Raw genomic sequence first — 22,488 nt, 5'->3', positions numbered from 1 at the left:
TGGCGGGTTCAGGCGCAGCTTTAGGGGAGAGGGCTTGAAATGGCACGGCTTGCGGCGTTGGCGGACCTGGCGGAGCGGTTGGCGGGTGAGTCGGGCCGGCTGAAGAAGCGTGCCGCCATCGCCGAGGCGATCAGGGCTGTGCATGAGGCTTCGCCGGGGAGCGAGGATGCGGGGCTCTTCGCGCTCTATCTTGCGGGGACTCCGTTTGCCGAGGCGGATTCGCGGAAGCTGAATGCGGGTGGGGCATTGTTGTCGAAGGCTTTGCTGGAGGTGAGTGGGGCTACTCAGATTGAGTTGACTGCGGCTTATAAACGGCATGGGGATCTGGGGGCGGCTGGGTTTGATCTGTTGTCCAATTTGAAATCTGTGACTCGGAAAGAACCCACATCTGGCGATGAAGCCGCCAGATATGGGGCACCCAGTTCTTCGGCTGGATTGACGGTGGCGGCGGTAGCGGAGGCGTTTGCCGGGATGGCGGTTGCGAAGACTACGGCGATTCGGGCGGGGTTGGTGGAGGGGTTGTTGCGGCGGGCTAGTCCGTTGGAGGCGAAGTATCTGCTGAAGCTGATGATTGGCGATATGCGCATTGGCGTGAAGCAGAGTTTGGTGGAGGAGGCGATTGCTGCTGCGGCTGAGGTTCCGGTAGCTGCGGTGCGGAATGCGGTGATGCTGGAGGCGGATTTGGGTGCGGCGGTTCGGCGCGCATTCGCCGGGACGCTGCAGGATGCGCGGATGCGGTTGTTCCACCCGTTGGGTTTCATGCTGGCCTCGCCGGTGGAGTCGCCGGAGGAGGCGGTGGAGCGTTTTTCGGTGGGCGAGGGTGGCGATGGGAAAGGGAAAAGCAGATCCTCTTCGGGGATGACAAACAAAAAAGCGAAAGCAAAGACTAAAGCAACCGCAGGTCCTTCGACTCCGCTTCGCTCCGCTCAGGATGACACTTCTGTCGGGGGCGGGTCCGCCGAGGATGGCGTTGCTTTAGATATTCAGACGGTGCACATTGAGGCGTTTCTTGAGGACAAGTACGACGGCATGCGCGCGCAGGTGCATTGCGGCGATCCGCAGCAGCCGGGAAGGGTGGCGATTTATTCGCGGAATCGCGAGGATGTGACGGAGAGTTATCCGGACCTTGAGGAGGCGTTCGCGCGGGTGGGTGAGGCGTGTGTGGGGCCGCTCATTTTTGATGGAGAGATTCTTGGGTGGGATTTGAAGGAGGCGCGGGCGCTGCCTTTCGCGGTGCTGGGGCAGAGGATCGGGCGGAAGCGCGTGTCGAATGAGTGGCGGCGACAGGTTCCGGTGATCTTCATGGCGTTCGACCTGATGTATGCGGATGACGAGCTGCTGCTGGAGAGGCCGCTGCGGGAGCGGCGGAATCGGCTTGAGACGGTGGTGGAGAAGCTGGTGGAGGTGGTGAGGTCTCCGCTGGCGGTGGATGAGAGGAAGAAGAGTGCGCAGGGGTTCATGTTTGCCGAGCCTGAGGAGGAGGGTGTCGAGCGGCTGCTGCTGGCTCCATCGCGACTGGTGGAGTCTGCGGAGGACATCGACCGCGCATATGCTGAGGCTCGCGCGCGGGCGAACGAGGGCGTGATGCTGAAGGCGGCGGAGTCGGTGTATCAGCCGGGGCGGCGCGGGCTGGCGTGGATGAAGATGAAGCGCGAGCTGGCTACGCTGGATGTTGTGGTGACTGGCGCGGAGTTCGGGCATGGCAAGCGCGCGGGGATTCTGAGTGACTACACGTTTGCCGTGCGTGGAGCAGATGGCGAGCTGCTGAATGTGGGGAAGGCGTACTCCGGGCTGACCGATGTTGAGATCGCGGAGATGAGCGCGTGGATGATGGAGCACACGCTCGAGGACCGTGGGTTCTTCCGTACAGTGGAGCCGCTGCGAGTGCTGGAGGTCGCGTTCAACAACATCATGCGCAGCCCGCGCCATGCGAGCGGGTTTGCGCTGCGCTTTCCGCGGATTGTGCGGATTCGGGATGATAAGCCTGTGAACGAGATTGACACGGTGGAGCGAGTGGAAGAGGTGTACCAATCGCAGGTGGACAAGCCGGTGGAGTCCGAGACGTGAAGTTCGATCCGGTGAAAAAGACGTTATTCTCAAACTGCAGTTTTGGTTCGTAACGCGGAGGCATCTTATGTATCGCTCGGCTTTGGCAGTCTTGATTGCAATTGTTTTGTGGGGTGGTTCTGCTTTCGCGGAGAAGAGTCCTATGACCGCAGATGAATCTGCGATAAGGGCGGTGTTTGCCCAGCAGGCCGTTGACTGGAATCGCGGCGACCTGGACGCATTCGCGACTGGTTACAAGAACTCGCCCGACATTTTGTTCATCGGCTCGACGATCAGCCGGGGTTATGCAGGGATGCTGGAGCGATACCGGACCGTCTTCTCCACGCGCGAGAAGATGGGGACCCTGACCTACAGCGATGTCGAGGTGCAGACGCTCGATGAGCGATTTGCGACGGCGACCGGCAAATTTCATCTGGAGCGCACGGCTGCAGGTGGCGGCGATGCGGGCGGGTCGTACATGCTGGTCTTCGAGAAGACACCGAAGGGCTGGAAGATTATTCGGGATGTGACGATACCTTCCCCAAAGCAATAGGTTTGATATCGGTTTTATTGGCATGGCTGTGATGCGTCGCAGCCGGTAGCCGAGGCATCATATGAGCCATGGAATATAGACAGCTTGGCAAATCGGGAATGAAGGTGCCGGAGCTTTGCTTCGGCGCAGGAACGTTTGGATCTACAACCGAGTTCTTCAAGGCGTGGGCGGAGACCTCGCAGGAAGAGGCGGACCGCATGGTGGGCATCTGTATGGATGCGGGGCTGAACTTTTTTGATACGGCGGATGTCTACTCGAACGGCAGCAGCGAGACGGCGCTGGGCAAGGCGCTGAAGCATCACAAGCGCGAGGACGTGCTGATCTCGACCAAGGCGACCTTCCGCTTCGGCGAGGGGCCGAACGATGTGGGATCGAGCCGCTACCACCTGGTCCAGGCGCTCGAAGGCAGCCTGAAGCGGCTTGGCACGGACTATATCGATGTCTACCATTTGCACGCGTTCGATGCGACGACTCCGGTGGAGGAGACGCTGAACACGCTGGACAAGTTTGTGCGCGAGGGCAAGGTGCGTTACATCGCGTGCTCGAACTTCTCGGGATGGCACCTGATGAAGTCGCTCAGCGTGAGCGAACGGTACGGATGGGCGCGGTATGTCGGGCACCAGGTGTATTACTCGCTGATCGGGCGAGACTACGAGTGGGAGCTGATGCCGCTGGCGCTGGACCAGGGCGTGGGCGCGTTGGTGTGGTCACCGCTCGGGTGGGGAAGACTGACGGGCAAGATTCGCCGCGGGCAGCCGCTGCCGAAGGACAGCCGCCTGCAGACGAAGGTGGTTTTCGAGAGCGGTCCGCGTCCGGATGATGAGTACGTGTACAAGGTCGTCGACGCGCTGGATGAGGTTGCAAAGGAGACGGGCAAGACGATCCCGCAGATTGCGCTGAACTGGCTGCTGCAGCGCCCGTCAGTTTCGACGCTGGTGATTGGCGCTCGCAACGAGGAGCAGTTGAAGGCGAACTTCGGCGCGGTGGGTTGGAAGCTGACGGCGGAGCAGATTGCGAAGCTCGATGCGGCGAGCGATCCGAAGCTCGCCTACCCGTACTGGCACCAGCGCCAGTTTGAGGAGCGCAACCCGAAGCCGGTGTAGGCAACTGCACAGCAATCCATGCAAAGGAGCGAGGCATGCGTCTCGCTCCTTTGTTCATTTAAGTCACTCTTCGGAAACACCTTTCTTCCGGTATTGCAATCTGACGATTATGGATTCTTTATGGATTACTAACGGTTTCCTTATCCGGTGATGGCTAGCATCAAGAGCTGGTCAGCACGGGTGTGCGAGGGGGCCAATCGCACAGGATGCCAGAAAGGAAGAAGTGCAGTGAAAATCAAAAATGTATTACGCGAGTGGACCTCCATGACGAGGATCGCCATCGCGGCCACCTTGATTCTGGCTACGATGAATCTTCGAGCACAGAGCTCAGACCCAGCGCCGCAGCATAACAATGAGGACCAGCGCACAGCGCAGGATAAAAAGATCGAGGCGCTGCAACAGCAGTTGGAGCAGATACAGAAGCAGCTCCTTGAACTGAAGCAGGCCGGTGCCGCCGCGCCGGAGACGCATCACATAACAACAGCAAAAGCATCCGCTGCCTCGTCTTCTCTCGCAGAGGCAGAGCCAGAGATCACGGACCCCCAAAATCCCAAGTCGGAACCGTTCGCCTTTGCCGACTTTACGTGGCTGAACGGCAATGCCCGCACAAAAGACACACCCTACGCCACGAAGTTCTTCACGCCGGAGATTCGCTCGGACGTCAACTACACGTACGACTTCCGCCATCCCACGGACGACACGATCAGCGGCTCAAGCGAGATCTTCCGCTCGAATGAAGTGCATGTGACGCAATTTGGCGTCGGCGGCGACTTTCACTACGACAACGTACGCGCGCGGCTGATGACGCAGTTCGGCCTGTACTCCCAGACGACGCCGCGCAACGACGCCAGCCCTGCGCGAGGACAATGGAATCTCTCCGATGCCTATCGCTATGTGTCGGAAGCCTACGGCGGCTATCACTTCAATGTGCAGCACGGTGTCAACGTCGACGCCGGCATCTTCATGTCGTACGTCGGACTATTCTCGTACTACCAGTTTGACAACTGGGCCTATCAGCCATCGTATGTTTCGTCGAATACGCCGTGGTTCTTCAATGGCGTGCGCGTGCAGTGGTTCCCCACGGCGAAGTTGAAGATCGAGCCGTGGTTCATCAACGGCTGGCAGTCTTATGGCCGCTTCAACAGCAGGCCGGGCATCGGCGGTCAGGTTCTGTATCGGCCGAACGGGAAGTGGTCGATCCTTGGCAACCAGTATGCGGTAGGACGCGATACGCTTGGCGTCCACGGCCGGACACGCTTCCACAGCGACGACAGCGTCGAGTACAAGTACTACGACCGGCCGGAGTCGAAAATCAGCAAGGCGGCGATGTCGCTGACGGGCGACATAGGCTGCGAGCAAGGCGGCGGCGTAAACTGCTTCGGCAATAGCAAGCATGGTTTGAAGCAGAGCTTCCTCGGCTTCATGGTCTATAACCGCCTGTGGTTCGATCGCGACCGCTACGCTGTGACTATCGGTGGTGGACGTATCAACAACCCCGGCCGCTACCTGGTGCTGCTGCCGCCGATCAACGGAGCAACCGCAGCCTCGGGGACGCCGTACTTCACGGGGAATCCCGGCGATCCGTTCAAGGCGTGGGACGTTTCGTTCACGGCAGACTACATGCCGAGCCAGTACTTTACCTACCGGCTGGAGTACAACCATCGCGCGGCGAACGTGCCGTACTTCAGTGGGCCAGGAGGCGTGACGCCTCCGGGAGGAAACACCGGCGCGCCGGGCTCGGTTGTGCCCGGATGGTCTCCGGACCTTCGCAACAGCGAGAACCGCATGACCGCAGCGTTCCTTGTGAAGTTCTGATGTGGTTCGTGAGTTCCACGTCAATCGCCGCTCTCTCCTTTGGAGAGAGCGGCACTTTCTTTCTTGTAGAGAGCGGGTAGAGCCGTCTTCGACGCGGTAGCGGGCCCACCCTGTGCGGGCTCGACGAGCCTGTGCTGGATAGCGGGACTGTCTCCGCAGCGCAATGAGAGGCGAGGTGGATGCTACTTCGCCTGGCGAGGTGGGCTGGCGATGGGCAGCCGCCAGTTGCGCTTGATGGCTCCCATGCGGAGTCCGAAGCAGAGGAGCGCGCCGGCGATGGCGACAGGCGAGGAAGGAAGATGCAGCATATTGCCGAGCACCACAACTGCCGCGCCAGCCAGCGCGGCGACGGCATAGAGCTCAGCGCTGAGGACTGCGGGGACTTCGGAGACGAGGATGTCGCGCACCATGCCTCCGCCGATTCCAGTGAGCATGCCGAGCAGCGAGGCTGCGACAGGGCCCAGGTGAAAGGCAAGCGCCTTGAGCGTGCCCGCGACAGCGAACAACGCGAGGCCGACTGCATCGAAGAAGAGGACCAGGCTCTGCAGGCGGTTGATGGCCGGATGCCAGAAGAAGGCGGCCAGGCCAGCGAGCACGGAGACCCCTACGTAACGCCAGTCGTGAATTGAGGCGGGCGGAATCGCGCCGATGAGAACATCGCGAGTAATTCCGCCCGCGGTGGCCGAGGCGAAAGAGAGCACCAGAACTCCGAAGAGATCGAGCCTGTGTTTGACGCCCGCCATGGCTCCGCTGAGCGCGAAGACGAAGGTTCCGACGAGGTCGACCACTACCAGAAACGTGCTAATCAGGACCTTTTCATTCGCGATGGGGATAATCATTTCGCTCCTAGCCAGAGCCAGCGTCTACTCGTCGACGCCGATGTCCTCGTTCCAGAGGCCGGGGTTCTCCGCGATGAAGCCCGACATCATGGTGATGCACTCCGGGGAGTCGAGGTCGATGACCTCGATTCCCAGCGAGCGCAGCCAATCTGCCCCTCCGGCAAAGTTCTTCGACTCGCCCACGACGACCGTTCTGAAGCCGAACTGGCGCACAAGGCCGCTGCAGTACCAGCAGGGAGAGAGCGTGGTGACCATGATGAGGTCGCGGTAGCTGCGCTGGCGGCCGGCGCGGCGAAAGGCGTCGGTCTCGCCGTGGATGGAGGGGTCGCCCTGCTGGATGCGGCGGTTGTGGCCGCGGCTGACCAGCGTGCCGTCGCCGCGGAAGATGGCCGCGCCGATGGGCAGGCCTCCTTCGGCGAGCCCGATGCGGGCCTCTTCGATTGCGGTCTGAAGCATGGCCTGATAGTCGGGTTGCGTGGGCGAGTGGTCCATATTCCTCAGCTTATCGTGATCCGCAGATGAAATGAGAAACGGCAAGCGATGGAGAGTGCGCTCCCCTTGAATCTGCATGAAGAAATTGACCTGGGGAAAAATTAACCTGGGAAAAAAGGCCCGGTGGAGAAGCAACAAGTATCGCGGAAAAAGTAGTGTTCGCGATGCTAGTAGTGGTGCAGTTTGAAATCCACAGGGTTGGCACGTTTGCTTGCGAAGTAGGATGATTGACGAATGGGAAAGAAGAGATTTCATGTCATCGGCTGCAAAGACCCAAAGTGTTTATTCCCTGCCGTTCTAGGCGAATTCGATTCTGCGGAAGAGGCCGAGAAGTTCCGGAAATCTGCGGAATTAATGGGATGGCTACGAACAGCAGTCCACGATAGGCACCTAAATCAGATTGTGGAAGCAGATCAGTCCCTTGCGTCTAAGCCCAAAAAGAAGACCCGCGAGGACGTAAATTAAGCCGCTGCGCTGATCGTCAGGGAAGCGACAGAGCGCGACTAATTCGCTTTCTGGGCTGTCGGGTTTTCTCGGAACAAATTCAAGACCTTATCATTGCCTGCCTACCCGGCTCTATAATCCCCTGGGTGCGCGCAACCTTATCAAAACCCGGTGTGAAGTGGCGTGGATTCCGGCCCGTGGCCTATTCCCTCGCACTCAGCGCGCTGGAACTCCCGCTGAAACAGATCAAGGGCACTGGGGATCAACGGCAAGAAGAGGATATTACGTTAGGAAAACTGCTAAAGGACATTGAAGGGCAAGAATTTCAAATCGACGATCAGCTCACCGCAATCGACGTTACCACGGAAACGGGCAGCCTGGCTCTGCGTGGCCCGAACTTCAATCTTAAGTTGGCTAACACAATTCTTGAGTTACGGAAAGAGGGGATCAAGCCCCTTGCCGCAAAGTGGTTCTGGTGGGACAAAGACGACTCTAGTTCTGATCCGGTCATCTCCTACGTGTTTTTTGTGGTTCACGACGAAGAAGACAAAATAGTGCGCGAAGAGGTTCGATTTCTGGATTATCCCGGAAGCGGATTCGACCCTGCCGTGTTTGAATCCATCGATAGCCCGCCATTTTGGAGCAGCGAACCGAGGTGGGATTTGGCTTGGGCGGCTTACTGGTACCGACGGTTCTACAAGGAGACGAAGGTGGGCCAGCTTATGGTGCTCCGCCCGGACGTGCCGGTGCTCTACTACTACCCTGAAGGTCGGCCATGGTACAAACGGCGTATCCTGCAATGGGAAGTCCGCGTCCTACTATTCCTGTTCGGCGTCGGCGCGCTCTTGGCGCTCCTTTTCTAGTTCGGTAAGCATCGCGGCTATCAAGGGAAGGCGTTGCGGAGCGGATAGCTCCGCTGGGGTGGGTAGCGAAGTGAAGCGCGTAGAGCCGCAGCGAGGGAGGGTTGCTCCTCCGTCGCTTGCCGTTTGGTGGGGTTGAAGTTGGGTTAGAAGAGCAGCCGCAGGGACATCTGAATCTGCCGCGGGCTGCCAATGGTGTGGGTGACAGTGCCGAGTCCGGACGGGCAGTTGTAGAAGCCCGCGTTGGTAGCATCGCAGGCAGTGGGCAGAACCGGAGTGCCTGCCGCCGGGAAGCCGTTGTAGTTCTGGTTTTGCGAGACCTCATTGCCGGGCACGTCGAAGCTGCTGGTGTTGGTCAGGTTGAAGACGTCGAAGGTGTACTTGAGGCTGTACCGCTCGGTCAACCTGGTCATCTTGACGAGCGAGGCATCTGCGCGCTTCTGGAAGGCCTGGCGGAAGATGTTGCGCTGGCCTGTGGTGAAGTTGGTCTCATAGGGGTCGGAGGTAGGAACGGCGCCGCCCAGGCCGCCCGCGCCGATCAGCGGGACGGTAAAACAGGAGGCCTTGAGGGCGGGTGGTCCGAAGGCTCCGGAGTGTCCGGTCGTCGCGTTCTTCGCATTGCAGCCCGGGGCCAGCGGGACGACGGGGTTGGTGATGCCGTCGCTGACGCCGTAGTAGATGCTGGCGATAGCGCCGCTGAAGTCGATGACGCTGTAGGGCTGGCCGCTCTGCAGGACGGTAAGGCCCACGATAGACCAACCATTCGCGAAGTAGCTTGGGAGGTTGTGTTCGTGGACGAAGTTGGGCAGCACGTAGACGTAGTTGAAGTTGATGACGTGGGTGCGGTCGAAGTCGGCCGAGGCGTAGCCGTCGCGAAGGTTGAGCGGGTTATTGCCGTTGTAGAAGAGGCCCAGGCCGCTCTGTTCGTCGAGCGCGTGGGAGTAGGTGTAGGAGGCGGCGACCTGGAGGCCGTGGCTCATGCGCTTTTCGATATGCGCCGTGAGCGCATTGTAGGCATCGACGCCTGCGGCTCTGTAGTCGATGGACTCCGCCGCGTAGCCGATGTAGGGAACGCGGTGGTCGACGTTGCCGCCCTCGTAGTCGGCGCTATAGGGGTTGCCGTTGGGCAGCGTGGCTCCGAGGACGTTGTAGCCGTAGGAGTAGGTTTCACCGTGGATCGCGTGAGTGGGTGAGGCGATGCCGGGTTGGTTGAATGGGACCGGGACGACCTGGTGGCGGCCGAGGTTGCCGACGTAGCCGAGCTCGATGGCCAGGTCATTGCGGGGCTGCCATTGGATATCGAGCGTGTAGTTGTAGGTGTAGGGCAGCTTGTTGGTGCGGTCATAGACGCCAAGCGATATGGGCTGGCCGCCATTGTTGATGCCTGCAATGTTCGGCAGGTAGTTGCTCAGGTCGGACGACTTGGGGTTGGTGGGAGCCGGGCTCAGAACGTTCGTGTAGGGATTGGCCAGGTTGCCCGTCGAGGCAGTCGGTGCAACGGTCGGCGGGGCGAAGGGATCGCCGCCCGGGGCCAGTCCGCCGCAGGTAGGTATGTAGTAGCTGTAGAGGGTCGCTGTCGGGCAGCTCTGCGCGGTCACGAAGGGCAGCTGCTGATTGACGCCGAAGGGTCCGCCGGTGACGGTGCCGATAGCATAGCCGGGCGAGAGGTAGCTGAAGAGCTCGCCGCGGTCGTAGTACATGCCGAGGCCCGCGCGGACGACGACCTTGCCGCCGAACTCCTGCGGCTGCCACGCCATTCCCAGCCGGGGGCCGAAGCCCCACTGACGGCCGGTCAATGTGGTCGAGCTGACGCCGGTCGTTCCGTTGGTGTTGTTGCCGGCGATGATGAAGCCCGGGTTGACGATCGTGTCTGACGTTGCGTTGTAGTTATAGAGAGTGGGATCGAAGTTGAAGATGCGGCCGTATTTTTCGGTGAGGCCACCATCCCAGTCGTAGCGCAGACCGGCGGTCAGCGAAAGCGTGGGAGTGATCTGGAACTTGTCCTGGACGTAGCTTCCCAACTGGTTGGCCCGATAGTAGCGGCTGGCGTTGCCTTGCAGGAAGGAGCTGACATAGAAGGCAGTTGAAGAGCTGCCGGGGGTCACATAGCCCTGAGCGTAGGCGCTTAGATCGTCGGTGGCGACGGTGCCCGTGCCGGTGCGGTGGTCGATGGTGTTGAGCTGCGTATAGCTGTAGCTGGCGCCGAAGCTGACGGTGTGTTTGCCCAGGGTCCAGATGGCGTTGGCGGAAGGCTGCCACCGGTTCTGGAATGCGCCGGTGTTGGGAGCCTGCCCTTCTGCGTTCGGGCCGATGTTCAGAATCCCGGTGCTCTGAAGTCCTGCGTTGTACGCAGCAGCTCCGAGCACGTTCACAATCGAGACTCCGGGGAAGTAGTGTGAGCCGAACGTATTGATGGAGACCGTGCCGAGCGAGCCGCCGGGAATCGCGCTAGGGAGGAAGGGCTGCTCATTGTCGACCCAGGTCTTCTCGCGGATAAAGCCCAGCGTCTGCGTCGTGCTGAGATTGGATTTGACGAGGTAGGTATTGATGATGGAGAAGACCTGCGCGCCGGAGTCGAGGTGCTCGGTAAAGCCCGGGACGCTGGAGTAGGCGTAAGGCGCGGTGGTGGGATCGTGCTGGTAGTAGTACTTCAGCGAGACGGTGTCTTTGTTGGTGGCGTTGTAGTCGAGGTTGGCTACCGCCATGTCGGCCTTGAAGGTGCCTGTGCCGGGAAGAAAGGCGTTGAAGGGATGCGCGGGAGTGAGACCGGCTCCGCTGTCGTTGGGGATAAGCCATTTGCCGGGTTCGCCGGGAAGCGCGGGTGCGTTGAACAGGGCGAGAGCGGTGCGATCGATGTTCCCGGCGGTGAGGCCGGAGCCGAAGTTGTTGTTCACGATACCGGCGAACCCTGCGGCGTCGCGGTTGGTATCGGAGAGGCCAGCCGGCACGGTGAGAAAGTCGTCGCCGATCTCCTGGTCTGCGACCCGCAGATGCTGGTAAGCCACGAAGCCGAAGAGCTTGTTCTTGATGATGGGGCCGCCGAAGGTGCCTCCGGCGAGATAGCGGTGCAGCGCCGGGTTCACCAGCCTGGGGTTGTTCGCAATGATCGGGTCGTTCTTAAAGAAGAAGGGCGCTGCATTGATCCAGTTGGTGGCGCGCTGTCCATAAAGGGTGCCGTGGTAGGAGTTGGACCCGGAAGAGGTATTCATGTCGATGTGCGCGCCGGAGGTGGAGCCTTGCTGCGCGTCGTACATGGAGGCGTTGACGCGGATCTCCTGGATGGTGTCGGTGGCGGGAGTCGGGATGGCGTTGCCGATGGAGAGGTAGACCGAGGCAACCGACTGAATCACGCCGCCGCCGCCGGTGCTGGTGGAGGCTCCGGTGCTGTTGATGACGCGCGCCGAGGAGACCTGGCTGGTGCTCTTGCCGTTAAAGAGGTTGCTGGTGTCCACGCCGTTGAGTGAGAAGCTGTTGCTGGTATCGCGCTGGCCGTTGGCCCAGATGGGAGGATTGCCCAGGCCTGAGAGAGCGCCGGTGCCCCCAGGCAGTTCCGCGCTCAGCCCCGGCGACAGAGTCGCCGCGGGGAAAGGGCTCCCCGTCGGCAGCGGGATCGACTGGAGTTGCTGCTTGTCCATAACGTAGCCGTTGGTCGTATCGACGGCGTTCAACAGGGGCACGGCATCCACACTAATGACGGTGTTGACCGCGCCGACGTTCAACTGCGCGTTAATGGTTCCGGTGCGGTCGCTCTGCACCGGGATGGCCGACATTCTCTGCGTCTGGAAGCCATCCCTGACGAACGAGAGCGTATAGGTGCCGATGGGAAGGTTGGCGAAGTCGTAGAAGCCGTTGCTGCCGGAGGTCTGGGTTCGGGTCAGCCCGGTCTGCTCGCCCACGACCGTGACGACCACACCCGGCAGAACCCCGCCCTGGGCGTCGGTCACGACACCGGTAATTCCGCCCAGTGTCTGCTGGGCGATGAAGCGCGCCGGGAAGACCATCATTATGGCGAGAAGCGCAAGGGAGAGAACGACTGAGATGCGTACTTTAAGATGCAGCACGGCACTACCTCCGAAGAAGCATTACGTTGTTTTGTGATTTGCTCGGAAAGAGCTGGAAGCTTCTGCTGCGTCGTGGCAGCCGAAAACACTGACAGTTGTTATCCGGGGATCCGGTTAACTAACGGTTAAATGAGTGTTTAGACGAAGTTAGCAAAGTAAGCATGGCCACGCAAGGAAATTCATCCCGTCATCGAAGAGATGGAGAAGGAACGGGCCTGCGACGTTTCAGAACGGTATACCAGGCGACTCCAAGCAGGAGATAAACAGCGTAGATCAAGGGCAGATAGCGGTATGGAGCCGGCGGAATCGGATAGATCGTCCCCAGAATCGCAGCCAGCATGGCCACTGTGGCGACGACGGAGAGGGCGACGCCCCACCAGCGGGGCCGTCCATGGCGGCGCAGGTGGATCGGCACGGCTACGGCAACCAGGGCGTACGCCGTCAGGAAGCCGAAGACGGCGAGCGCGCCCATCCAGCCGTAGATGTCCGCGCCGCTGACGCCTCGGCCCGCGAGCCAGGCGACCGGCAGCAGGGCAAGCACGGCTGCCAGCAGGCTGGCGGCTGCCGGAGTCTCGTTGCGCGAATGGGTTCGGCTAAGGCTCGCGTGGGCAAGGCCGTGATGCGCCATCAGCATCAGCACGCGGGCCGCGGCGATGATGCAGGCAAGCGTCGCGGCGAACATGCTGACCAGGACGCCTGCGTCGATGATGGGCCCGGCGATGGGCAATCCTCCCTGTGCCGAGAGAAATCGCATCGGAGCGTTGCTCTCGCCGAGGCCGGTGGGAGAGCTGTGGAAGCCGAGCGTTTCGCCGTAGGTGCAGACGATGAAAAAGACTCCAGCCAGAGCTGCGCTGCGGATGACGGCGCGGGGAATATTACGCAGCGGCTCGCGGGCCTCGGAGCCGAGAGTCGTCGCACTCTCGAAGCCGACAAAGCTGAAGATGGCCAGCATGACGCCGAGGCGGATCCCGGAGGCTGTCGTGCCCTGCAACTGAAGCTGCGCGCGGTCCAGATGCAGCCCGTGCTTCCACAGCACGAGCGCCACCACGAGCGCGATGAGGCAGACCGAGGTCGCCTCGATCCACAGCATGATCTGCGCCGAGACCTTGACGTCGCGATAAGCGATGGCGAAGGCGCCACCTGCTGCCACGACGGCGAGAAGCGCGCCCGGAACATGCGGCCCAAGCCGTCCGAGGAAGAGATAGGAGGAGTTGAGGAAGCCTCCAATCACGGACGAAGCCGTCATGATGTAGGCGAAGAAAAGTGCCCACGCAGCGATCGCCGCAAAGATAGGAGGCAGGGTGTCGCGGGTGTAGGTATAGAGCGAGCCGGGCGAGGCGGAGTCGCGCGCGAAGATGGAGATACAGAGCGACATCAGCAGCATCCCGGCCATGGCGATCAGATACGCGAGCCACGTTCCGTTGCCGGCCAGCGCAAAGACGAGCGGAATCGTCAGCGTGGGAGTCGTACTTGGAGCCATGGTGGAGATCGACTGGGCCAGAACCTCCAGTGGCGAGAGGACCTGCTGCCGCAGCCCATAGCTGGGCGCGCTCTCGCCGTCAAGAAAAGGAGAGACCTTCTCGCGTATCTCAGTCGCTGAAACGTCCATGCAGACCTTACCCGATAGAGCTCATGCCGCTCCTTCGGCAAAAGCTCGATAGGGAGCTATGGCATGAGCGGTTGAGATGTGAGTGAATGCTTAGCTTGAGTGTGGGGCAAAGGAGAAGATGCGTCAACTCATGGGAGAGGGGTCCCAGCGACCAAGTAAATTGTCTTCAAATTGTCACGGCTTTGTTATTTGATGTCATGCGGTGGTCTTTGGCGGTCTCTAGCTGTACCCTGAAGCCCGCAGATAGATAGAGTTAAGTGTCGGAAGAGTTGTCAGGATGAAGTAAAGGCATCCTGGGATGGAAGGCAATCATGGCTGCGAACACAATTCTCGTCATTGAGGACGACCCGAGGATTCAGAAGGCCCTGCATCGTCAATTCACGACCGAGGGCTATGAGGTCCATCTCGCCGGAGATGGCGAGCAGGGACTGGCGAGCTGCAAGAGCTTGAAGCCTGCTGGCGTCGTGCTCGATCTGATGCTGCCGACGATGTCCGGGCTGGAGGTCTGCAAGGGCATCAAGAAGTGGTCTCCGACTATGCCGGTTGTGGTGCTGAGCGCGGTCTCGGAGGTCGCGGACAAGGTACTCCTGCTTGAGATGGGCGCGGACGACTACGTGACCAAGCCATTCAGCCCGCGAGAGCTGATGGCCCGGGTCCAGGCCGCCATCAGGAGAGCCCAGCGGCCGGCGGTCAATGACCGCGTCACGTTTGGCAACATCGCTGCTGATTTTTCGGGCATGGAAGTGTTCAAGGACGGCGAGTCGGTTTCACTGACCGCCCATGAGATCAAGCTGCTCCAATACTTCGTGGAGAATCCTGAGCGCGTCATCACCCGCGAGGAGCTACTGAACGACGTCTGGCACTATACTTCGTACCCAACGACGAGGACGGTCGATAACCACGTCATGAAGCTGCGCCAGAAGCTGGAGCCTGATCCTGCCAAGCCCATCTATTTCCGTACGCTGCACGGCATCGGCTACAAGTTTGTGCGCGGCGACTAGTACAGCAGGCGAAACCCGAAGCGGGAGAGGACAAGGTTGATGGACAGGCTGCGAATGAGAACGACGCTGCTCGTTCCGCTGATCCTTCTTTCGGTTGGCTGCAGTCTCGTCAGTCTGCTGGTGATTCGCGTGATCGTCGAGAGGCAGATTACTGCGAGCCTGGCCTCCGATCTGCAGCACTCGGTGAGGACTTATCAGAATCTGCAACACCAGCGCAGAGAGGTACTGTCGCGCGAGTCTGCCCTGCTGGCCGATCTGCCTCCGCTGAAGGCCCTGATGACTGCGGGCGACGTACGCACCATCGAAGACGGCGGCACCGAGTTCTGGCAGCTCAGCGGAAGTGACCTCTTCGCCTTGCTGGATCCAGGCGGAAAGCTGATCGCTCTCTACACTCGCGGGCCAGCTCTCGATCGGACGCTGGTAGAGCGGCAACTGGAACGGTCCGCGCGCGCGCCGGAGCCTGCGCTGCTGACACTCGGCGATCGTCTTTATGAGGTCGCGCTGGAGCCCTTGTGGTTTGGGAGCAGCGCGAGCGGCACGCAACTAGGCTCGGTTGCGGTCGGCTATGCGATCGATACGCAGGTAGCGCGCGAGGTGAGCGAAGCCGCCGCCGCCGATGTTGCGTTTGTCGTCGATGGGAGAGTGGTTGTCAGTACGTTGAAGCCCGAGCTGCAACAGCAGCTAGCCACGCAGGCCGGAGCACTCTCCGGGCTTACGAATACCGACCGGAGGATCCGGCTGGGTGGCGAGGATTATCTGGTCGCATCGGCAAGCGTCGCGGCCGGCCAGCCGGAACACGGCGCGGTCGCCGTGCCCAGACTGGTCGTGCTGAAGTCCTTCCAGCAGGCGAGCCAGTTGGTGCATGAGGTCAACCGGTGGGTGCTGACTCTCGCGCTGCTCACGCTCCTGGTGGGAATTGGTATCTTCATCTCGATCTCCCGCACGCTGACGCATCCGCTGGCAGTGTTGCTCGGAGGTACGCGAGCCCTGGCGAAAGGAAACTTCGACTATCAACTGAGCGAAGGCGGCGTTGAGGAGATACGGGAGCTGAGCCGGGCCTTCGAGCGGATGCGGGTCGAACTCCGTCACACGCAGGCTGAGCTGATCGATTCTGAGCGGCTCGCAACCATTGGAAGAATGGCGAGCTCAATCTCGCACGATCTCAGGCACTATCTCTCTGCCGCGTACGCCAACGCGGAGTTTTTGAGTGATGGGAAGATTCCTCAGTCCGAGCGCGACGACCTGATGGAAGAGGTACGCATGGCGGTGCAGGGCATGACGGACCTGCTCGACTCGCTTCTCCTGTTCACGCAGACGGGCCGCGCTCTCTATCCTGAATATCAATCGCTGGACGCCGTTGTTGAGAGCGCGGCCAGCATGGTTCGCTCCCACCCGGCGTCTCGTGACGTAAAGATCGTGCTGAACGGGCTCGCTCCCCTGATGGCATGGATCGACGCGAAGAAGCTCGGCAGAGCCGTCTACAACATCCTGTTGAACGGGTGCCAGGCGGCAAGACGAGGCAGCGGACCTCCCACGGTCACTCTTAGTCTACTTGTCGGTGAGATGAGCATTCGTATTCAGATAGCAGATAATGGCCCCGGCGTTCCCGAAGCCATTCGGCAAAGCATCTTTCTGCCATTCGTCAGTCAGGGGCGGGAGAGTGGAGTTGGCCTGGGACTTACTCTTGCGCAGCAGATTGCACAGGAGCACGGCGGCAGCATTGAGCTGAGTGAGGCGAGCGGCCCCGGAGCGGTCTTCACCATCGTGCTGCCGAAGAGTGCTTTACGGAAGCCTGAGAACGGTCCGGAGAAAAAGACCGAACGAATACAGGCGCATACCTATCGATGAGGGACAAGATGAGAGACCTTACCTGCAGACTCTTCGTTTGGCTTCTGGTGTGTTCAATGTCCACAATGCTGCAAGGACAGGGAGACCCTCAGGCTGCTGGTGAATCGTCCTCGGTCGCTGAGAGCAGCGCGGCGCAGCTGGTCCACAAGCTGGAGACGATCTCTTCCACTCTTGCAGCGACGCGCCAGCAGCTGGAGCAGTCCCAGAAGCAGATTCTGGAGCTGCAGGAAGAGCTCACCCAGGTGAGGCAACAGCTCGGAGCGCAAGCGTCAGGTGGCAGCAGCAGCCCTGACTCAGCGAACCCGCAGACCGAGAAAAATGACCTTGAGGAGCGTGTCGAGACGCTTGAGGAGCAGGTAAAGCTTCATGACCAGGTGAAGCTGGAGAGTGCGTCGAAGTATTCGGTGCGAGTGAGCGGCCTTGTTCTGTTCAACTCCTTCGTCAATCGAGGGACAGTCGACAACATCGATCTCCCCTCAATCGCCGTTCGGCCGGCGGCTGACTCAAGCGGAAGCGCAGGAGCAAGTCTGCGTCAGACGATCCTTGGGATTGAAGCCTTCGGCCCGCGCATAGCGGGCGCGAAAACGTCAGCAGAGCTGAACCTGGACTTCTTCGGAGGGATTCCCTACAGCAACTATGGCACTGCGGGGGGCATCGTTCGCATCCGCACGGCAAGCATTCATCTTGACTGGAAGAGGGATTGGCTGCGGGCGGGCATGGAAGGGCCGCTGATCTCGCCGCTTTCGCCGACGTCGTACGCGACGGTTGCCGAGCCGGGACTGGCCTGGGCAGGAAATCTATGGACGTGGGCCCCGCAGTTGCGCTTCGCGCATCAGTTGTGGGAGTCGGAGGACAGGCAATTGCAACTGGAGCTTGGATTGTGGGACCCGCCTGCTGCCGGGTACAGCCAAACGGATGTCTTTCGCGGCCCCAGTCCGGGTGAGCGTGCGCGGCAGCCAGCCTACGAAGGGCGAGTCTCGTATGGTTCAAAGGCCGACGGGCTGCAGGTCGGGCTTGGGGGATACTACAGCCGGCAGAGGTACGCAATCACAACGAGCAGCGACTACTCCGGTGACCCTCACAACGACGCATGGGCCTTTACGGCGGATTGGCGTATTCCACTGCCGCACCGGTTCGAACTGAGCGGCGAGGGCTATCGTGGCCGCTCGCTCGGTGGCCTTGGCGGAGGCGTCTATAAAGACGTTTTATACGGAACCGATCCGGCATCGGGTCTTGCGGTCATCCGCGGCCTCAATGACATCGGAGGGTGGACGCAGCTCAAATCCCGCATCGGGCAGTTGTTTGAGGTGAATGCCTCCGCAGGCGTGGACAATGGCTTCGCGGGTGACTTTCACTCTCTCGTGCTGCCTGCGACGGCGAGCGCGACGCAGCTGCGGGCACGGAATCGAATGGTCGTTGGTAACTTGATCTACAGGCCGAAGACTTATCTGATTCTTTCGCCGGAGTATCGGAGGATATGGACCTGGCCGATCACCGGGAGCAGAAACACGGCCGATGTCTACACATTTTCCTTGGGATATCAGTTTTAGGAGAGCATTGTGCGCTGGACGTTTTGTTCGAGGTTCGTTTGCGCTTCTATCGTCTCGATGGCCATTCCTGCACTGGGGCAGGGAGCGGATGTGTCGGCGAAGATCGTAGTTCACGAGGAGCGGCGATCCGGAGACCCACGCAAGGGTCCAGTTTCCTCGGACGTAGTCGTCTGGTTGTCGCCGATGCAGCCGCTGCCAGCCAGGATTTCGGCCCCGCCGCACGCTCCCTACAGGCTGCTGCAGAAAGGTAAGCAATTCACTCCGCATCTGCTGATCGTTCCAACTGGCAGCAATGTTGAATTTCCCAACGCCGATCCCTTCTTTCACAACGTGTTTTCGCTGTTCAACGGCAAGCGCTTTGATCTTGGCCTGTATGAGTCGGGAACGAGTCGGTCCGTGAGATTTGATCGCGAGGGTGTGTCCTACATCTTCTGCAATATTCACCCGCAGATGGGCGCAGTGGTCCTGTCGCTGAGCACGCCTTTCTATGTGGTTTCGGGAGCAGACGGCGAAGTGGTGATTCACGGGGTTCCTCCGGGAAGCTACCGGCTGCAGGTCTGGAGCGAACGCGCGAAGCCCACGGCGAATGAGCTTCCGCGAACCGTGCGTGTCTCCGGCGACAGGGTCAACCTCGGCGAGATCGTTCTGGAGGCCGCTGCGAGTCCCTTGGCCGACCACAAAAATAAGTTCGGCGAGGATTACCATCCGGAGCCCGGTTCGCCGTACTAGCTGCATGGAGTGTGAATCAACCCGGAATATCGTCGAGGACCGGCACGGACTTCCGGTGGGGCGTCTTCTGCAGGTTCCAGAAGAGCGTGGCTGCGAGCAGCGCGAACAGCGCGATGGCCCGCAGGACTGAAGGGTAGCCATAGCGTGCGAAGGCCTGTCCCGCGAGCGCTGCAGCGATAATCTGCGAGGTCGAGATAGCGAGGCTGTTGGAGGCTGAGGCTCCGCCTCGCTCTTCGGAGGGGACCATGTTCATAAGCAGGCTGTAGAGGCAGGGTTCGTTCATCCACTGAAAGGCGCAGAACACGGCGTAAGCGGCGGTCGCGGCGAGTGGATGGCTGATCGAGGCTAGGATGAGGAGCACAAGAGAAGCTGCGATCTGCGTGGAGACGATTCCCGTGATAAGTCCCCAGCGACGGAAGAGAATGGGAGCGGCCAGCACAGCGGCGATCTGCACCACCTGTGAGATTGAGAAAGCGTTGCCGATCTGATGCATCGTCATGTGCAGGTGGCGCGCGAAGTAGACGTTAGCGAGGGGAGAGAATGAGCCGGTGACGAGGCTCCAGACAAAGATGGCCGGGAGATAGCGGAGCAGGAACGGGGAGAGCGCAGGCCGCAATCGCTGGGTGGCAGTCGCGCGAACAAAGCGAAGCCTTGTCGCGGGCCAGATGCCGAGTGCCACAATACCGCACGAGAGGAGAAGGACGATCTGGGCCGGCTGACGCGAATGCAGGAACAGGTGATGCTGGGTGAACCAATCAGGTAGTCGACTGCCTGCCATTCCGCCGACGGCTCCAAGGCCGATACCGACAGCGAAGAGAAGACTGAAGGCCGTTGGGCGCTGCTTCTCGCTGGTGAGCTGTGCAACGGCTGGTGAGAGGCAGACGGCCCACGCCGAGAGCGTGAATCCCGCGAGAAAGGCCAGAGCCAGCTGTGCAGTGAACGAGAGCAGAAGTGCCCGCATGGAGCTGATGGCGATGGCAGAGCAAAAGCATGTGAGCAGGACCGGACGCAGGCCTATCCGCTGAACGAGCCTGCCCGCAGGGATGGCTCCCGCAAGGCTGCCGGCAGCCATCGCGCTGGTGATGAGACCGAGGTTCCGCTCGGTGTAGCCGTTGCTGATGAGAAAGAGATTGAAGAGGAAGAAATAGATCGAGAGCCCAAGGTTGAAGAAGAACGAGGAAGCCAGAAAGAGCAGGAACTGCGGAGAGAGTTGGTGCCGTGAGAACCACCACTGAAATCCGCGCCAGAGCGCGCTGAGGTCGGCCCGGGCATACGTGTTCGAGCGGGCGCCCAGATAGGCGATGTATTGCAGCCAGCGATGGTTGCCGTTTGATTGGACGCGTCGCTTGTTCCTGGTCTGCACGGCGGGTGAGTCGACGGAGGAGATCTGAGCCGGAAAGAAAGCCCGTTTGAGGATCGTACCCCTCTCCCGCGCGGATGAGAGGAACGTCATGTGGAGCCACACAGCGTCTTTATTCTGGCGGAACATGTTCTCGAGGCCCGTGCTGGAGAAGCGGTTGAGCCACTGAAGCTGAGAGGGATGAAGACTCGCGATTGCGTTCTCTGCCTGAAGGTGCAGCTCGCAGCCGAACCAGTCGCGCGCGTAGTAGAAGGCGATTCCTTCGAAGGCTCGCAGCGAGGCGTCGTGCATCTCGGCCCACTTCGCCCAGAACACGTCGTCGCTCGCGTGAGCGTGAAGGAAGACGGCCAGCTCACGAACGAGGTGGATGATCCAGTCTCCGCGAAGGATGTTGCGAAGGATGTGCAGCGCGAGATAGCCGAGCTGATCGACGGGATGGAGCGCGGAGAACGTGAGGCCTTCGACCGCGCGTGTGACACGCCGCTCCCAGAAGCCGTTCACCGGCACGGAGAAGAGAGCCGCCGGCTCGTTCCATAAGTAGAAGTGGAGATCGATTCCGAGAGGCATCTCCGGATCGTACGGATTCCCCTTCCATTCCCATTTGCCGGGGCGGACCAGCGCAGGCACATGATCGGCACGTCCGTCCCTGGGTGACTGCGCGGAGCTGTAGCCGATCGCCTCAAGCGCGGCCTGCGCGGCGGCGACCTGTCCCGGAGGGCAGAAGAGGTCCAGGTCGGACTGCGAGCGGAGGCGCGGAGACGCAACGTAGTTGGGGGCCTGCGTGAAGCCCTTGATGACGATGTGCTCGACGCCTGAGCCGTGCAGCGCCTCAGCCGCTTCACGGTAGACGTCCTTGATTCGCTCGAAACGCTGTGCATTGTCGGCCAGGTTGGTTTGGAGGCGCTCGACAACCCAGCACGGAAATCCATCCATCGAAAGCTGCGCCAGCGGTAGTGCGAGATGTGCGATGTCGCAGAAGGCAAGCAGGCTCTTCCACTCGTCATCGGAAAGGCGCCTGAGAGGCGCAAGGTCCGGATCACTCAGGCGCAAAGCGGAGAGTAACGCCGCCACCTCATGCGGGACGTGCGCAATCTTCTCGATATCTCGAGCGGGCGCATTCATTTAGGGGCCTAGCTTCCTGTCAGCGCGAGCGTGTTGAGCCGGTCGATAGCCCAATCCAAACCTGTGTAGCGAAGCTCAAAGATCGGAACCTCGAGCAGATGTGAGAGCGCTGCTTGTTGCGCGGCGCGTGTTGAAGCAGTGTCGTAAGGAAACTGCTGGAACCAGGCATTTGCTTTCTCCCACGGATACGGGACGAGTTCAGGGGTCCGTACGTTGCTGCGATTGAGAAAGACGATGGATTGAATGCTTGCGGACTCCGAGGTGAGAAACCCTGGGAGCTCTGCCGTTGGGATCTCGATGGAGGGCTTGCCGGTCGCGCGTGGCGTGACGGTGCGGCCTTCCAGCTCCGGGAAGAGTTGCGTGCCGGAATCGCGGAGCCGGAGCTGATGACAGTTGCCCACAATGGTTCTGTCGCAGTCGAGGAGGAGATAGCTGGAGTCATCGCTCGTGAAGGTCCAGCCAGAGCGTGCGCCGGCAAAGGCGAGCGAGGACTTGCCTGCTCCGGAGTCGCCGCAGAAAAGCATGCCGTGCCCGGAGACAGTGACACAGGCAGCGTGCAGTGGTGTGGCGCGCAGTGCGGCGATCATGCACAGCGCCGCACATTCAAGGAGGTGATAACGAAGGTAGAGAGGAGACTCAGCCGTCTGCGGAGTGATCCATCCGAAGGAGAAGCCGGTGTGGAGATCGCAGTGAATGAAGTTGTAGGCGTCAGCGATGTGAGACATTAGGTGGCCTCGAGCGCGGCAGACCGGAGCAGGAGGAAGCGAGGAAGAAGCATCGGCGTCGGAGGCGACGCCGAGACAGATTGTCAGCGGTGTATGTGCGGATCGCCTCTGGAAGCGGCCCCAGCTTTCTCTGGCCGCAGCGAGAACTGCATGCGAGTTGGTGGCTACCTCCACAGGAAAGCCGAGCGGGAAAAAGGTGGCGCGCAGCGGAAGGCCTGCCTTGGCGAGAATCGGGTCGACTGCGGTTGGCAGGAGCGGTTCCGTTGCGGTGCGGCGTGTCATCATGCTCTGTATTCTCCGGAGGGAAGAGTAGGTGGCATCGGCTTCGAGT

The 22,488-nt window shown here is 60.7% G+C and carries 16 protein-coding genes; 10 read left to right on the top strand and 6 right to left on the bottom strand.

Annotated features, from left to right (window positions below; genetic code table 11):
• Positions 1-39 precede the first annotated feature (39 nt).
• The 4 genes from OHL16_RS08480 (at position 40) to OHL16_RS08465 (ending at position 5,517) form a co-directional block, all read left to right on the top strand.
• A complete protein-coding gene (locus OHL16_RS08480; protein WP_263366679.1) occupies positions 40-2,067 on the top strand; it encodes an ATP-dependent DNA ligase in 2,028 nt (675 codons plus the stop codon).
• 142 nt (positions 2,068-2,209) lie between these two features.
• Positions 2,210-2,599: a YybH family protein gene (locus OHL16_RS08475; protein WP_263366678.1), complete on the top strand. Its 390-nt coding sequence runs from the start codon at positions 2,210-2,212 to the stop codon at positions 2,597-2,599.
• A gap of 68 nt (positions 2,600-2,667) precedes the next feature.
• On the top strand, positions 2,668-3,702 hold the full coding sequence (locus OHL16_RS08470; protein WP_263366677.1) for an aldo/keto reductase: 1,035 nt from the start codon (positions 2,668-2,670) through the stop codon (positions 3,700-3,702).
• Between the two features lie 228 nt (positions 3,703-3,930).
• Positions 3,931-5,517 carry a porin gene (locus OHL16_RS08465; protein ID WP_263366676.1) on the top strand — a complete coding sequence of 529 codons (1,587 nt, stop codon included), beginning with the start codon at positions 3,931-3,933 and terminating at the stop codon, positions 5,515-5,517.
• 182 nt (positions 5,518-5,699) lie between these two features.
• Here the strand turns inward: OHL16_RS08465 and OHL16_RS08460 are convergent, their stop codons facing one another.
• Complete coding sequence (locus OHL16_RS08460) at positions 5,700-6,356, bottom strand: trimeric intracellular cation channel family protein (RefSeq protein ID WP_263366675.1); 657 nt, start codon at positions 6,354-6,356, stop codon at positions 5,700-5,702.
• 24 nt (positions 6,357-6,380) lie between these two features.
• A complete protein-coding gene (locus tag OHL16_RS08455) occupies positions 6,381-6,848 on the bottom strand; it encodes a nucleoside deaminase (protein ID WP_263366674.1) in 468 nt (155 codons plus the stop codon).
• Between the two features lie 234 nt (positions 6,849-7,082).
• Between OHL16_RS08455 and OHL16_RS08450 the strand changes: the two genes are divergently transcribed.
• Together OHL16_RS08450 and OHL16_RS08445 are read left to right on the top strand one after the other, a co-directional pair.
• Complete coding sequence (locus tag OHL16_RS08450; protein ID WP_263366673.1) at positions 7,083-7,313, top strand: hypothetical protein; 231 nt, start codon at positions 7,083-7,085, stop codon at positions 7,311-7,313.
• A gap of 176 nt (positions 7,314-7,489) precedes the next feature.
• The gene (locus OHL16_RS08445) at positions 7,490-8,155 is read left to right on the top strand and encodes a hypothetical protein (RefSeq protein ID WP_263366672.1); all 666 of its coding nucleotides are present in this window, start codon (positions 7,490-7,492) and stop codon (positions 8,153-8,155) included.
• 143 nt (positions 8,156-8,298) lie between these two features.
• Here OHL16_RS08445 and OHL16_RS08440 read toward each other — a convergent pair whose 3' ends face one another.
• Both OHL16_RS08440 and OHL16_RS08435 read right to left on the bottom strand, forming a co-directional pair.
• Positions 8,299-12,213, bottom strand: coding sequence for a TonB-dependent receptor domain-containing protein (locus tag OHL16_RS08440; RefSeq protein ID WP_263366671.1), 3,915 nt, complete (start codon positions 12,211-12,213; stop codon positions 8,299-8,301).
• Between the two features lie 187 nt (positions 12,214-12,400).
• The gene (locus OHL16_RS08435; RefSeq protein ID WP_263366670.1) at positions 12,401-13,822 is read right to left on the bottom strand and encodes an APC family permease; all 1,422 of its coding nucleotides are present in this window, start codon (positions 13,820-13,822) and stop codon (positions 12,401-12,403) included.
• Positions 13,823-14,133: 311 nt separating this feature from the next.
• On the opposite strand from OHL16_RS08435, the gene OHL16_RS08430 reads away from it, so the two are divergent.
• From OHL16_RS08430 to OHL16_RS08415, 4 genes are read left to right on the top strand one after another with little or no spacing between them, the layout of a single operon-like run.
• Positions 14,134-14,823 carry a response regulator transcription factor gene (locus OHL16_RS08430; RefSeq protein ID WP_263366669.1) on the top strand — a complete coding sequence of 230 codons (690 nt, stop codon included), beginning with the start codon at positions 14,134-14,136 and terminating at the stop codon, positions 14,821-14,823.
• Between the two features lie 54 nt (positions 14,824-14,877).
• A complete protein-coding gene (locus tag OHL16_RS08425; protein WP_263366668.1) occupies positions 14,878-16,671 on the top strand; it encodes a sensor histidine kinase in 1,794 nt (597 codons plus the stop codon).
• Positions 16,672-16,727: 56 nt separating this feature from the next.
• On the top strand, positions 16,728-18,221 hold the full coding sequence (locus OHL16_RS08420) for a PspA/IM30 family protein (RefSeq protein ID WP_263366667.1): 1,494 nt from the start codon (positions 16,728-16,730) through the stop codon (positions 18,219-18,221).
• Between the two features lie 9 nt (positions 18,222-18,230).
• A complete protein-coding gene (locus OHL16_RS08415; RefSeq protein WP_263366666.1) occupies positions 18,231-18,950 on the top strand; it encodes a cupredoxin domain-containing protein in 720 nt (239 codons plus the stop codon).
• 16 nt (positions 18,951-18,966) lie between these two features.
• Here OHL16_RS08415 and OHL16_RS08410 read toward each other — a convergent pair whose 3' ends face one another.
• Both OHL16_RS08410 and OHL16_RS08405 read right to left on the bottom strand, forming a co-directional pair.
• Positions 18,967-21,432 carry an MFS transporter gene (locus OHL16_RS08410; RefSeq protein ID WP_263366665.1) on the bottom strand — a complete coding sequence of 822 codons (2,466 nt, stop codon included), beginning with the start codon at positions 21,430-21,432 and terminating at the stop codon, positions 18,967-18,969.
• An 8-nt stretch (positions 21,433-21,440) separates the two neighbouring features.
• Positions 21,441-22,442: a phosphoenolpyruvate carboxykinase (ATP) gene (locus tag OHL16_RS08405; RefSeq protein ID WP_263366664.1), complete on the bottom strand. Its 1,002-nt coding sequence runs from the start codon at positions 22,440-22,442 to the stop codon at positions 21,441-21,443.
• Positions 22,443-22,488 lie beyond the last annotated feature (46 nt).

Source organism: Edaphobacter bradus (assembly GCF_025685645.1).
Classification (GTDB): Bacteria; Acidobacteriota; Terriglobia; order Terriglobales; family Acidobacteriaceae; genus Edaphobacter; species Edaphobacter bradus.
This window is presented reverse-complemented; position numbering and strand designations above follow the sequence as displayed.

Coding starts and splice junctions, on each gene's coding strand:
- OHL16_RS08410 (WP_263366665.1), bottom strand. CDS start 21,432: ATGAATGCGCCCGCTCGAGATATCGAGAAGATTGCGCACGTCCCGCAT.
- OHL16_RS08430 (WP_263366669.1), top strand. CDS start 14,134: ATGGCTGCGAACACAATTCTCGTCATTGAGGACGACCCGAGGATTCAG.
- OHL16_RS08460 (WP_263366675.1), bottom strand. CDS start 6,356: ATGATTATCCCCATCGCGAATGAAAAGGTCCTGATTAGCACGTTTCTG.
- OHL16_RS08480 (WP_263366679.1), top strand. CDS start 40: ATGGCACGGCTTGCGGCGTTGGCGGACCTGGCGGAGCGGTTGGCGGGT.
- OHL16_RS08405 (WP_263366664.1), bottom strand. CDS start 22,442: ATGATGACACGCCGCACCGCAACGGAACCGCTCCTGCCAACCGCAGTC.
- OHL16_RS08420 (WP_263366667.1), top strand. CDS start 16,728: ATGTCCACAATGCTGCAAGGACAGGGAGACCCTCAGGCTGCTGGTGAA.
- OHL16_RS08470 (WP_263366677.1), top strand. CDS start 2,668: ATGGAATATAGACAGCTTGGCAAATCGGGAATGAAGGTGCCGGAGCTT.
- OHL16_RS08455 (WP_263366674.1), bottom strand. CDS start 6,848: ATGGACCACTCGCCCACGCAACCCGACTATCAGGCCATGCTTCAGACC.
- OHL16_RS08435 (WP_263366670.1), bottom strand. CDS start 13,822: ATGGACGTTTCAGCGACTGAGATACGCGAGAAGGTCTCTCCTTTTCTT.
- OHL16_RS08425 (WP_263366668.1), top strand. CDS start 14,878: ATGAGAACGACGCTGCTCGTTCCGCTGATCCTTCTTTCGGTTGGCTGC.
- OHL16_RS08450 (WP_263366673.1), top strand. CDS start 7,083: ATGGGAAAGAAGAGATTTCATGTCATCGGCTGCAAAGACCCAAAGTGT.
- OHL16_RS08475 (WP_263366678.1), top strand. CDS start 2,210: ATGACCGCAGATGAATCTGCGATAAGGGCGGTGTTTGCCCAGCAGGCC.